Source organism: Streptomyces umbrinus (assembly GCF_030817415.1).
GTDB lineage: Bacteria > Actinomycetota > Actinomycetes > Streptomycetales > Streptomycetaceae > Streptomyces > Streptomyces umbrinus_A.
This window is the reverse complement of the sequence record NZ_JAUSZI010000002.1, coordinates 6324408-6336517: the sequence shown is the minus strand read 5'-3', so window position 1 is coordinate 6336517 and position 12110 is coordinate 6324408. Positions and strand designations below refer to the sequence as shown.

General features: G+C 65.2%; 12 protein-coding genes and 2 pseudogenes. 9 read left to right on the top strand and 5 right to left on the bottom strand.

The window, feature by feature from the left end; genetic code table 11:
* Positions 1 to 499: 499 nt before the first annotated feature.
* Both gvpJ and QF035_RS27820 read right to left on the bottom strand, forming a co-directional pair.
* Positions 500 to 724, bottom strand: a pseudogene (gvpJ, locus tag QF035_RS27825) (gas vesicle protein GvpJ); the annotation flags it as partial.
* 248 nt (positions 725 to 972) lie between these two features.
* Positions 973 to 1218, bottom strand: coding sequence for a gas vesicle protein GvpO (locus QF035_RS27820; RefSeq protein WP_307523308.1), 246 nt, complete (start codon positions 1216 to 1218; stop codon positions 973 to 975).
* Between the two features lie 994 nt (positions 1219 to 2212).
* On the opposite strand from QF035_RS27820, the gene QF035_RS27815 reads away from it, so the two are divergent.
* Positions 2213 to 2689 carry an ATP-binding protein gene (locus tag QF035_RS27815; protein WP_307523307.1) on the top strand — a complete coding sequence of 159 codons (477 nt, stop codon included), beginning with the start codon at positions 2213 to 2215 and terminating at the stop codon, positions 2687 to 2689.
* 269 nt (positions 2690 to 2958) lie between these two features.
* On the opposite strand, the gene QF035_RS27810 is transcribed toward QF035_RS27815, so the two are convergent.
* Both QF035_RS27810 and QF035_RS27805 read right to left on the bottom strand, forming a co-directional pair.
* Positions 2959 to 3648 (bottom strand): hypothetical protein, encoded by a 690-nt coding sequence (locus tag QF035_RS27810; protein WP_307523306.1) that lies wholly within the window; start codon positions 3646 to 3648, stop codon positions 2959 to 2961.
* Positions 3645 to 4079, bottom strand: coding sequence for an STAS domain-containing protein (locus QF035_RS27805; protein WP_307523305.1), 435 nt, complete (start codon positions 4077 to 4079; stop codon positions 3645 to 3647). Before QF035_RS27805 ends, QF035_RS27810 begins: the two co-directional genes overlap by 4 nt.
* A gap of 613 nt (positions 4080 to 4692) precedes the next feature.
* Between QF035_RS27805 and QF035_RS27800 the strand changes: the two genes are divergently transcribed.
* The 4 genes from QF035_RS27800 to QF035_RS27785 all read left to right on the top strand — a co-directional run bounded on the left by QF035_RS27800 (position 4693) and on the right by QF035_RS27785 (position 7345).
* On the top strand, positions 4693 to 4923 hold the full coding sequence (locus QF035_RS27800) for a hypothetical protein (RefSeq protein WP_307523304.1): 231 nt from the start codon (positions 4693 to 4695) through the stop codon (positions 4921 to 4923).
* Positions 4901 to 5413 carry a DUF6879 family protein gene (locus QF035_RS27795; RefSeq protein WP_307531467.1) on the top strand — a complete coding sequence of 171 codons (513 nt, stop codon included), beginning with the start codon at positions 4901 to 4903 and terminating at the stop codon, positions 5411 to 5413. Before QF035_RS27800 ends, QF035_RS27795 begins: the two co-directional genes overlap by 23 nt.
* A 27-nt stretch (positions 5414 to 5440) precedes the next feature.
* Complete coding sequence (locus tag QF035_RS27790) at positions 5441 to 6295, top strand: Scr1 family TA system antitoxin-like transcriptional regulator (protein WP_307523303.1); 855 nt, start codon at positions 5441 to 5443, stop codon at positions 6293 to 6295.
* 435 nt (positions 6296 to 6730) lie between these two features.
* Complete coding sequence (locus QF035_RS27785; protein ID WP_307523302.1) at positions 6731 to 7345, top strand: hypothetical protein; 615 nt, start codon at positions 6731 to 6733, stop codon at positions 7343 to 7345.
* A gap of 169 nt (positions 7346 to 7514) precedes the next feature.
* Here QF035_RS27785 and QF035_RS27780 read toward each other — a convergent pair whose 3' ends face one another.
* Positions 7515 to 9173: a hypothetical protein gene (locus QF035_RS27780; RefSeq protein WP_307523301.1), complete on the bottom strand. Its 1659-nt coding sequence runs from the start codon at positions 9171 to 9173 to the stop codon at positions 7515 to 7517.
* Positions 9174 to 9257: 84 nt separating this feature from the next.
* Here QF035_RS27780 and QF035_RS27775 point away from each other — a divergent pair.
* The 4 genes and pseudogenes from QF035_RS27775 to QF035_RS27760 all read left to right on the top strand — a co-directional run bounded on the left by QF035_RS27775 (position 9258) and on the right by QF035_RS27760 (position 12074).
* Positions 9258 to 9889, top strand: a pseudogene (locus tag QF035_RS27775) (TetR/AcrR family transcriptional regulator).
* 224 nt (positions 9890 to 10113) lie between these two features.
* Positions 10114 to 10329: a type II toxin-antitoxin system VapB family antitoxin gene (locus QF035_RS27770; protein ID WP_307523300.1), complete on the top strand. Its 216-nt coding sequence runs from the start codon at positions 10114 to 10116 to the stop codon at positions 10327 to 10329.
* Complete coding sequence (locus QF035_RS27765) at positions 10326 to 10748, top strand: PIN domain nuclease (RefSeq protein ID WP_307523299.1); 423 nt, start codon at positions 10326 to 10328, stop codon at positions 10746 to 10748. The genes QF035_RS27770 and QF035_RS27765 overlap by 4 nt, the downstream gene beginning before the upstream one ends.
* 576 nt (positions 10749 to 11324) lie before the next feature.
* A complete protein-coding gene (locus QF035_RS27760; RefSeq protein ID WP_307523298.1) occupies positions 11325 to 12074 on the top strand; it encodes a hypothetical protein in 750 nt (249 codons plus the stop codon).
* The last annotated feature ends 36 nt before the right edge of the window (positions 12075 to 12110 follow it).

Below are 12110 nucleotides of genomic sequence, written 5' to 3'. Positions count from 1 at the left end.
GCTGCACGGTGGCGTCGGCGCTGTGCGCCGCGGGATCCGCCACCGGGACCGCGGCACCGGCCGCCGGGGCGGCAGCACTCACCGCGGTCGCCGCTGTCGGGGCGACGGCTCCCGCCACGGTGCCGGCCGTCTGGCCCGCTGCGCCGACCACTCCGCCGACGGTAGGCGCCACGCTGTGGACCAGCCCTCCGACGGTCGGTGCCACGCTTTGAACCAGTCCCCCGACGGTCGGGGTGACGGCGCCGACGACGCCACCGACGGTCTGCCCGACCGTCCCGACCGCCTGTCCCACCGTCTGTCCGAGGTTCCCGACAACCGGGACCGCGGCACCGGTACCGGGCTGCCAGGCGGTGACGGGCTGCCCCTGCATGACGACAGTGCCGGGAGCAGGAACTGCCGCGACGCCCGGCGAGACAGCCGCCGGAGCTCCGGATGCCACGGCAGTGGGCAGGGCCGGAGTGAACAGCGCGGGCGCCGGAGTCACCACGGGAGTACCGCGGTTCTCCAGATCGAGGCGATTGGTCGCCGCGGCGAAGCGCAGGTAGGTGTCGACGCTGGCGATGACAATGCGGATGTCGACGCGCAGGATCTCGATGCCGATCACCGACACTCGGATGAAGACATCGATCACGAGTCCGCGGTCAAGGATCAGGTCGAGGATGTCGTAAAGGCCCCCGTCGGTCTTCTGGGCGCGGGGTGCAGCGGTCTGGGCGAGCACGGTCATCGGAGAGGTCCCCTCTGAGAGGTGGGGCGAAGGCGTGCGGGGCGGTTGTCGGCGATGGGCTGTCGCGCGATCGACGTACGGCAACTGGACGGAGGGCCCGGACCGGCGCATCCGGGTCAGGGGGCGAGGACGTCGTAGACATGGCCGCTGCGACAGCAGGCGGAGCAGTCATGCACAGGGTTCTGCGTCGCGCGGAGGGAAGCGACGCACCGGCAACTCGGTCGCTGCGCGGGCTACCTCGCGCGCCCTCATTGCCGGTCGACCTGGCCTCGGGTGTAGCGGCGGCTGCGGGCGTAGCCGAGAAGAAGGCCGTTGGCGTCCAGCCTCACCTGGTAGACGGCAAGGATGCTGGTGGAATCGGGGATGCGCTCCAGCTCCACAACCTCGATGTCGACTTGCCAGCCTGTCCCGTCGCGGCCGATGGCCGTGACCGACTCCGGTGTGCGGCCCAGAAGTTCGGCAAGCTGGGCGCGCGCGCTACGCATCACGCTCACGGCGTCACCGGCCACAGGGGCCCCAGCGGCGGGTGGCGCCGGCGCCGAACTCGGCGCGGGGTCGGATAAGTCGCTCGTGCTCATAGTTCGTCCGGTCCGTCCAGCTGGAAGGTACGTCCGACAGGTCACGACGCGTCGGCAGGCCTTTCGCGCGCCCTCCGATCGCGACGGCCGGCACACGCCGACTCACCAAATGTCGTGCACATGATCTGAACACATCTTGACCACGTGATGCCCACAACTTCCACATACTAATTACATGAATTTTCGCGACCACACCCACCCCACGCGACAACTGCACTCACCAGGAGCCCAGCGAAAGATGATCCGGCCACGTCCACGCGGCAGCGGGCAACAGCGTGCCGGCGAAGGGCATCTCTACGGCGACACCGAGGGGCGGCGGAAGCGGAGATCGTCACCGTCACGGGGGTCGTGCCCGATCGCCTGACCGTCACCGGGCCGCTGAGCCCCACCTGAAGCCGCCCGGGGCATGTCAGAGTGGCCGCCCCGGGTGGCCGCGCCGGACGCGGGGTATCGGTCGGGGTGCCCCAATGTCCGTCGCTGAAGCGGTGGACCGCATCGCGCACCGTGACCTGATTGCATTCCAGCGGGTCGGCAACCTGCGACACGATCAGGCCACTGCCCAGCAACCTATCCGCGACAGCGTGCTCCCGCACCGTCCCCTGGCCTCGCTTCACTGGGTGTTCGCGGTGCCGGAGGCGGTAGCGGAGACGGCGGACGGCCTGGTGCGGTCCTGGCGTACGCCCACCGGCGAGTACGGCGCGGAGTGGGACCAGGCCCGCGAGGTGGCGCACCGCGATCAACGCATTTCGGTAGTCGGTCCGCTAGGCAGTAGCTGTTTCTGGTGTCGTTATGAGGAGCCGACGCTGTGTGTCCGTTCGTGCATCCGGTGCGTAGGGACTGGGTTGGTCTTTCGGGGGTATCCGCGGTGGGCGCGTAGCTGCGGGGTACGGGGCGCATGAGGCGGGGGTGTATGGATCTGGCCGGGTGGGAGGAGGGTCAGGATCCGCTGGTAGCGCGTCCGGTAGCGGTTTCCGTTGCGTTCGAGGGTGGTGAGGAGATCGCCGCGGCTCGTGACGTGGCCCAGGGGTTTCTCGTGATGGTGCAGGCGGTGCATGGGGTGCCGGTGTCGAAGCGGGCGATGGGCATGGTGCAGCTGGTGGTGAGCGAATTGGTGACCAACGCCCATAAATACGCGCCGGGTCCGTGCCTGCTGGACCTGGAGATCAGCGATGGTGCCGTGCAGGTTTGTGTGTGGGACAGCAGCACGACGCTGCCCTCGGTGCTGCCGGCCGACCCGGACCGGATCGGTCAGCACGGTCTGGAGATCGTGATGGCGGTGTGCCGGAGCTTTGCTGTTGACCGGGAGCCGGTGGGTAAGCGGATCACCGTGGCCGTGGTACTCGCTGATGATCCCGGTGGGGACGTGGCCGGCCGCCAGGTTCTGTGACGTCGGCCGTCTCGATGCGAGGGCCCAAGCCGCCTCCGAGTCATTGACGTACAGCAGCCTGCGTCCCGGGGACTCCCTTCACAGCTGTCTCGCACAGCCCGCCTTCCGTGACACGGTCGAGCGGCTCGTCGCCCCGTACCGCACAGGACCAGGATGGCGATGCCGGCACAGGGCCGCCGCCTGCTCGGCCACCAGCCCCTGGGCCCGGGTCGACCGGCCATCAACCCTCACAGGACACACCTGTTACCTCGCCGCTCATCCGCTGACTCTCACGCGCGTGCCTCGCCCCTGGTCCTCCTGCGGCCGCTGGACCGTGCATGGTGCGCGAGGTCACCCGGCTCCGCTGCCGTCCGCTCTCCGAGGGGAAGGACCAGAGCCCGCAGCACCGTAGGACCCGGTGGCCTGTAGACCACTCCGATGTCGTGCCATCCCCGCGACTGGAACCCGGCACGGGCCGCACGATGGGTCCGGTCCACCAGGGTCGCGCCGAGCAGAGCCCGGTGGTCGGCGAGCAGCCGCTCCTGCAGACGGTCGGCCAGGCCGTGGTACCGCTCGGAGGGGCGGACCACCATCCCGCTGACAGCGAAGATCTGTCCGGACGCGGTGAGCTGCCCGACGGCTTGCGGGAGTGGTCCGCGGAATCCGCTCCACCAAGAGCCGTCACGCGGCACGGGGAATCCGAACGCGTACCCCGCCAGGTTCGATGTCTCGGCGGTCAGCATGGCGAACCCCGGTCGCCAGGTGTCACGTGTGAGACGGCGCAGGAAGTCCTTCCGACCGCGGTACTCCCCACCGGGTGGCGTGGCGCAGGACTCCGTATACAGGTCCGCCAGATCCTCCCGCAGGCGCTCAGCCTGCCAGCGGTTGAGCCGGCGCAGGCTCAGGGGCGTCGTGCGCGTGGCGAGCGGCTGGTGGTCCGCGCGCCGCCGCGACCGGATGGGCCCGGGTGGGGCCGTCACAACACACCGCCCGGGAGCGCAGGCAGCGCGGGCAGCGCCGGAGCGAGCCGGTGCGCGGCCTGGTGCAGGGGAGAGGGCCACGGGGGCGGCCGGCTCCCGGCGAAGGCGTCCGGGAGATTGAGAAAGAGGGAGCCGGAGCCGGTGATGGCGACGAGCCGTTCCAACGCCGGGCTGGGGTGGTGCAGTTGCAGGGATCCTCCGGCCGCGGCGGTGTGCATCAAGGCGTAGAGGAAGGCGTTGAGGCCGCTGCAGTCGCAGAAGGTCACGGCGGTGACATCGACGTCGATGGCGCGAATGCCGTCGCGCAGGCACCGCTCCAAGGACGCGTGCACCAGAGGCGCCGAGCTCAGGTCGATCTCACCGGTCAGGATGACCAGCGCCCGATTGCCGGTGTCGTGCCGGTAGACGTTCAGGAGGGGTGGGCTGCTCATGAGCGGGGTGCCTCGGTTCACGAGACCGTGCCGGGCTCCCGGTACGGTCGTACTGTCGTGCGGGCAGGTGAATGACCGATCCAGCAGCCGATGTTCCGGGGCGTAGGACCCAGCCGGTTCCCTCGGGGATGCGCTGGGCGACCGGACGAGTGATCCGCTCTCCGCAGGCGGGTGCGCCAAGCAGCGGTGGCCCGCCGGGGTCTGGGACGTCCGTACGCAGCATAGTCCTGAGGCCGCTCCCACGGTCGGCTCGGCAGAGGCGCATCGCGATGTTTACACGGTGGTGATCGGGCAGCTCCGACGGGTCCGCGTCGTCTTGCCGCAATCCCGCACACGAGAGTGAGCCGCACTGCCCCTGCTTGGCGTACCGACTTCACCCGTTTCCCGGCCTGAGGCGACGCCGCTCCTCCCGGCCTCGAAGAGGGGCAGACAGCGATCAAAATCCGGCCATCCCTGGGGTGCTACGGCTGGCCCGGCTGCTCGTCGTTCTGCCCCCTGCCGCGTAAGGTCAACTTCCGTACGCCTGGCAAGTTTCGGCAAGTTCCTCGCTCCAAGGCCCAGCCGCGGGCAAGCTCTGGCACAGAGATCGTTACCGGCATCCGAGGAGGACATCATGGCCCTGCGTAGGCTCGGTAAGGACCCGGAGAGTCCCAGTGGTGGCTCCCCCACCATCTACCTCGACGAGGAGAAGGACAGCTACCTCGTACAGGGGCTGAAGGTGGAGGACATCGAGCGCCTCGCTCAGATGGACATCCCCGGCCACGAGTCGGTGGTGGAGATCCCCCGGCGCATGGTGCAGTTCTTCCTGGAGGTGAAGAAGGCTGATGAGGACCCCGACGTTTGAGGAACTGTTCCGCGACTGCCAGCGGACGGCCGTCCATCTGGAGATGCGCGACGCCTACATGAAGTCGGACCCGGCCTTCATCGACTGGAAAGCCGGCATGACACTCGACCCGGCCGAACACTGGGGCGACTGGCACAGCATCGTCACCGAGGCCACCTCGCGAGGCGTCGAGGTCCGCCGGGCCCGAGTCGTCTCGACTCCCGTCAGCGAGTACATCCGCTTCGAGTACGACGTGACGGACGGGCTGAACATCGCCGCCGGCGAAGGCGTGCGCTGGCTCTCCCGGCGAGACGCAACGGGCCTCGCGCTTCCGGGCAACGACTCCTGGCTTTTCGACTCCAGCCTCGTTCTCGTCAACCACTTCGACGGCGAAGGCGAGAACATGGAGGTGGAACTCACGGAGGACCCCGAGGTCGCGAAGCTCTGCGAGTCGGCCTTCGAGGCCGTGTGGGCGCGGGCAACACCGCACGCAGAGTTCCAGTCGGCCTGACAACTCGAACAGCATCTTCGCAGCGACATGACATCGCCATCTTCGAGCGTTCAGGAAGCCCGCAGGGCCCTGGGGAAACGCCTGAGCGAAATCCGGCTCGAAGCCGGGCTGACCAAGCGAGCGTTGGCCAGCAGTCTCGGCTGGCACGAGTCGAAGTGTTCGCGCTTCGAGAGCGGTACGCGTCCGCCCTCGGAGCGCGACCTGCGTGCTTGGGCTGCTGCTTGCGGTGCGGAGAGCGCGGCAGAGGATCTCGTCTCGACAGCCCGCGGCATCGAGGGCATGTACGTCGAGTGGCGCCGGATGGAGCGCACCGGTCTGAAGCAGGCCCAGGAGTCCGTCCTCCCCCTGTGGGAACGCACCCAGCGCTTCCGCATCTACTCGCCGTGGCTCATTCCCGGCCCCGTGCAGACGGCCTCGTACATCACTGCACTGCTCACCTCAATTCGGAACCGTCGCGGCCTCATTGATGACGTTCCGGCGGCCGTCAAGGTGCGTGTGGAGAAGCAGCAGATCGTGTACGGCAACCACACGTTCGCGATACTCCTGGAAGAGGGAGCACTCCGAAAGCGCATAGGCGGAACGGACGTGATGGCCGGTCAACTGGGCTATCTGCTCAGCGTTATGGCACTCCCCTCGGTGAGCCTCGGCATCATTCCTGAAGACGCCGACCGTTCCAGCCTCTGGCCCGTCGAGGGATTCTTCCTGTACGACGACCACACGGTCCACGTCGAACTCGTCTCGGCCCACCTCGCCGTCACGCAGAAGCACGAACTTGCCCCAGCTCGACCAGTTCGAGAACGAGGCCAGAGGCCGCGGAGTTACCTACACGACGTTCCGCCACATCACAGAGATCCTGAACCTCAGCGGCTCACAGCGCGATGACCTGCGCCAACTCCTCATTGGCAGCCGTCCGGAGCGCTACGTTGCGCCACTCTGGCACATCCCAGCCGCAGCCTGAGTAACAACCTCCTCTACGGTTTCAAGGCGGTTCGCTCCTGTCTCCGCCCCGCTCCAGCCCGGCCGCCGCCCGTGCCGCGCACAGCAGCCAGCCTCTTGATGTCAGAGACGGGGTACGTCGTGGCTGGGGCGGTCGGCTCCACGGCTTTACGCAGCCACTTTGGCGCGAGCCTCGAAGATCATGGCCCCAACGTCGTGCTTTACCGGGCAGGTCCACTACCTGCCCGACGCGCCGGAAGCTTACGGGGCCATGATCACTCGCGCCAAAGCAGCTCCAGCCCAAAGCCGCTACGCCGACCGCGCGTCGAGCGTCCACAAATGTGCATGCCCTTCGAGGCAGCCAACTGCCACACTATCCACATGGCGGAACCACTGACCGAGGTATTATTCGCTGCCATTGGCAAGCTAGCGACCACGCACACCTATATGGACTACCACCTGTCCAATGTCGCACGGCTTATGGCTGGTGCCGAATCGGAGGAGCCGATTTGGGTTCTGTTCGAGGGTAGGTCAACGGAACAAATCATCAGCGACATGTTGGCGATGCTAGATGAGTGGAATAACTGGCCCGATAAGTATCTGCCTGCTGATCGCCCTCGCATCGATGAATTTCGATCCACCCTCAAGGAACTGAGGATTTTGAACGACCTCCGAAACGAAGTAATTCACGGGCTAATAATTAGCGAGCCCGCAAGAAGGAGAGTCGTCTACCCGCCATGGGGGAAGACGCCAGAATTTCCCACTTACCTGTTTGCGCAAAGCCGCATGCGCAAGGGCGTCACCAAGGTCACGGCTTTGACTATTCAGGATATTGGGCGAATAGAGAACGAGATCTGGGAGATCTCATGCAAAATCGAGGACCTGTATGGAGCGGCACAGCTGGAGCGAGAGGAAGTGGAAGAGCTGGCCACTGAAGCCGTACTCCCCGACTATCTCGCTTACCTGGAGGAGAACAAAAAGGCCGAGTCAGGCTGATCAGATCTGCGACCGCCACCATATTGATAGGGTTTCAGCTGTTGATTTCCGCAGCTGCCGCTGCATCAATCTCCACATCGTCGGTGGTGGGGTTCCACAGCTCCCGCGGAGCCGTGATGTGGGTTATCCCGATCGTTTCCCCGTTTATGAGCCGCCTTCGGCTGCGCCACTACGCGACTCCGGGAACCACAACCGTCAGTTGAGGATCTTCGGGGCACCCCGCCACATCACACCTATCGATGTACCTCTCGACGATAAGGATCTTCTGTCCGAGCTCAGCCGACAGATAGTCAGCCAACGAGTCCAGCCGTGCAGGGCTCCAGGTATTCCCTGCACCTCCCCGCGCAGGCTCGCTATAGACGGAGATCTGCCGGACTCCACGTTCACGCACCAACTGAATGACATTTTCGGCCTTCTCCTTACCAGACCTATCGAGTCGGTTCGTTCTCTCGAAGTCCGAAGCCAAAAAGGCATACGTAGTGATGGTGCACCTCCGCTTCTCCACCTCTATCAACCTGACGGATTGAGCGGGAACGGTGACCTTCTGCCCGTCCGCCGGTGACCAGAGAACGGCCATACCGTCTTTGGTTCCGAAGTAGAGGTGGGATACCGCAGGATTCAGCATCGGCCCATCCCCAGGTAGGTCGGCAGGCTTTTCTAGTGGAATCACACATATGAGCTTCGGCGTGACACTATAAAAAGCGGCAGGTGAACGGCCATCGGACGCATACGCCTTCGCCGCGTTCGCTTCCCTGAAAGAGGATATTTGCAAGAAAGCCAACCAGCCGAATACGACCAGCAGCAGGAGAGCCACATACGAGGCAGCATGCTGTCGGTCGTCGGTGAAGCCGACGTGGAAATGGCGGATAGTTCCCAAGACCGCTGGTACCGCGAGAAGGCAGACAATCAATCCAAACAGGCCCGATGCTCCGCCCAGAAGATTTTCGGGCGATGCACTCACCTCATCGGCATCGACCCCAAAATGGTGTAAATAACTAGCAGTCCAGACCACTGAGAACTGGGGAAATACAGCAAAGACGACGGTAATGACCACAGGAATGAGCCAAGAAAGGACAGCTCGCCAACTTGCCTGTCGCACTTCTAAACGCAGTCCCGCTGCAATCAACCCTGCGGCAATAAATGAGGGAATGATCCACAGTGGTAGTGAGTCACGATGTTGCGCCAGTCCATATCCGACACCAAACCAGTCCGATAAGAATGCCAGAAGCATTAGCCGCCAGAAGCGTCTACGCCGGTGAACTGTATCGAGAATCCCGACTGCCCACCGAATGCAGGAGACTTGCGCACACAACGCCACGACTACCAAAATCCCAGCCAACACAGAAATTTCGACGATTGCTACAGAACCGAAGATCATTACCCATGCAGCGACACCTACCAGAAACGCCATCAGCTGACGTGACGCGATATCCCTTCTCCGCCAGTTCTCACCCCGCCCTCCCGGCGGCTCCAAGAGTTTCTTGATCTCCTCGAGGTTCTCCCCGACATGGGATGCTCCGGAAATGATATTCAGGTACTCTGACTCCTCGGGGCCACATACCGCAAGATTCAACGAATGAACGTCACCGAATCTCTCTAATCGCTTCCGTGTTCCACGGTCAACGCCGAACCGTGAGCCGAGAAAGCGAATTTCAAGGATATAGAAATTGCGGGTCCTCTGCTGAGATCCTAATACCGACCAACTCTTTATGATCTTCCATCCCTGCACGGAAAGTGCTTCTTGCAGGGTTTCGTGTTCAGCCACATCACCGCTGAATTCAACCAGTGCACGGTTCCGGACATCGTAGGTTGGACGGCTACTCAACATGCATACCTCCCTGAATTTATCGTCCCCTATGAGCGAACACGCAGAACAGCGCGGAGCATATCGTGACGGCGGCATTCCTCTTGAATGATCGCCGGGCGACGCGGGCTGAATGCCGTGGGGATGCGTGATGTGGCAGCGGAGGCGGGTGTGTCGCTGCGGCTGGTGCAGTACTACTTCGAGACCAAGGAGAAGCTGCTGCTCTTCGGACTGGAGCGACTGGCAGAGATGTTCGGGGAACGGGCCTCCGCCCGCGTGCGGGCCGCCGGGGACAGTCCGGGCCTGCGGGACATGATCGAGTCGCCGCTGATGGCGGCGCTGCCGACCGACGAGGAGAGCCGCACCTCCCACTTCGTCTGCACCTCGTACGCCGTTCTGGCCGTGACCGACCAGGCACTCGCCGCCCAACCCTTCATCAAGAACCCGGATGCCGCAGAAGACGCCGTGACCCAACTCCTCCGACAGGCGCAAGAGGCGGATCTGCTTCAGCCCGGTGTGGAGGCGCAGATGGAGGCCGCGGGCCTGCTCGCCCTGTCCGCAGGGCTCGGCACCAGCATCCTCGTCGGGCAGCGCAGCCCGGAGTCCGCCATCACAGTCGTGGACCACCACCTCGAGACCGGATCTTCCGTGCCCCTGGGCACGACTCGTCGGCGCCGCGGTCCACATCGGCCGACGCTCCCGGTCCGGCGCCACTGCCGACATCGTCAGCGGCGCCCTGACCTGTGCACTCACCATGAAGCCGCAGGCCCCGCCCGGACAATCACCGGTAAGCCGAGCTGCCAAGGCTCGACGGCCCTTTCGGGTGGCAGGCCCGTGGCCCCTTCACGTCCCTGGCGGCCGGGACCCAATCCGGCCGACCGATCGCCGCTTCGCCAACCTGCTAGGGGTGATTTCGATTGAGATATACTTGGCGCCATCGATGATATCCATGGAGGTGTAGTCGATGGGCCGGACAGTGATCGACCTCGATGATCAGCTGGTCGCGGACGTGGCCAAAGCGCTCGGCACCAGCACCAAGAAGGAGACGGTCAACACCGCCCTGCGCGAAGTGCTCGAGAACCGGCGGCGCGCTCTGGCGCTCACCCGCCTGCGCGCCGCGGCGGAGGAAGGCGCCTTCGACCTGGACCTCTTTGAGGACAAGGGGAACTACCGCCGGTGAACGCCGCCCAGTTCCTGATCGACACGAGCGCGCTCGCCCGCCTATTGCGCGGCGAAGCGGAGCAGTACGGATGGGACCGGGCGGCAGCCGCCGGGCTCATCGCCACCTGCCCCATCACCGAGCTGGAGTTCTTCTACAGTGCGCGCTCCGCCGCCGACCGCGCACAAGGCATCGAGGACATGCGGCTGCTCTTCGGCTGGGTACCGGTCGACGACCGGTACTACGACCGCGCCTGGCAGGTCCAGGAAGTCCTCACCCAGCGCGGACAGCACCGCAGCGCCGGAGCCGTCGACCTCGTGGTGGCCGCCACGGCCGAGCTGCAGGGACTGACCCTCCTGCACCGGGACCGGGACTTCGAATGCATCGCCGCCGTCACCGGCCAGGCACTCCAGTGGTACGGGCCCGAAGCCGGCAAGTGAGCCAGGGCCGAGTCGCCGGCCGTTCCGAGGAAGCCCAACGATCGATCCCGTTGCAGGGGCGCACTTCGCCGGAAAACCTGTGCACTCGCGAAGGCCATCCAGAGCTGGACACCCGTACCAGCCGAGCCGAGCGGAGAGCCCGTTCGTGAACCGCTCTGCTCGCCGTTCTTCGCCGTGCCCACGGCGTGCCCGTGAGAACGGACAACCACGTCAACAGCGGTGCGATCAGGGGCAACGACGCCAGCACGGTGAATCCCCGCAGGTCAGCAGCCATGTGGCAGCGCAAGCGCCATCGCTTCCCAAGCTGAGAGTGCGAGTTCGATTCTCGTCACCCGCTCCATGTTGAAACCCCAGGTCAGTGACCTGGGGTTTGTTTATTAGCACGGAGTCACCGAAGCCGTCGACGCCCCCGCTGTCCCCTCACCCTGGAGCGGCGCGACCTGGACGCCACTCACGCTCCTCGGCCTGCCGGTTTTGTTGCGGTTGGTGGTATAGCCAGGTCCGGGACACGCGGCAGCATGGACCGTCGGCAGCCAAGGGGGGCACGCCGGGGCGCGGACGGGGCGTGAGCGAGCCATGGGATTAGGCAGAGAGCTCGGCAAGGACGCGGACAGTTCCGCGACCATCGACAGTTTGTTGTTCAAGGCGCCTCCCGTACCGCTGGGTGTCGAGGGCGGCATGCACGGCCAGGGGGCGGAGCAGACAGAGACGACACGGCTGTTGAGTGCGGCGGCCTACCTGCGGCTCGACTCCGTCGCGGAGTTCCGCGCATGGCAAAAGAAGGAGCGAGCCAAGCTCAAGAAGAAACTGACGCCCGAGTTCGTACAGAAGTGGCTGGACAAGAAGCAAATAGCGCAGAAGGACGCCGACGCGGACGAAGTGCCCGAGAAACCACAGCCGAAAGTGATCGTTGGGCACGGCTATGTTCGCTGGGTACGCAACCGCGCCGCCGCCGGCCGCCCTGTGCCCGCCTTCGGTTTCGAGCTCACCCCGGTCATCGAGCGCTGCGCCGCCGCTGAGGATCTGCTGTACCTCCGGCGGGCCGTCATGACCCTCGCCGTACTGGCCGGACTCACGTTTCTGCGCACCACAGCCGCCGAGTTGGCCCCAGTAGTGGCGGTCGCGGGCCTATGGGCCGCCTTCTACCTCGACCGGTTCCTCGCCCACCGCCGCCTCGTGCGGATGATCGGAGATTCCATCGAGACGGGCACCCGGGCACGCGGCCTCACCCGGAAGAGCCGCCGCGCCCTGACGGCCGTCAGACAGCTCAAATTCGGGAGGGTGATCCCGTACGTCACCGAGATCCGCGCAGGCAGCCCCAGGTAGCACTTCGTCGGAGCGGGGAAAGTCTGGTACGAGGCC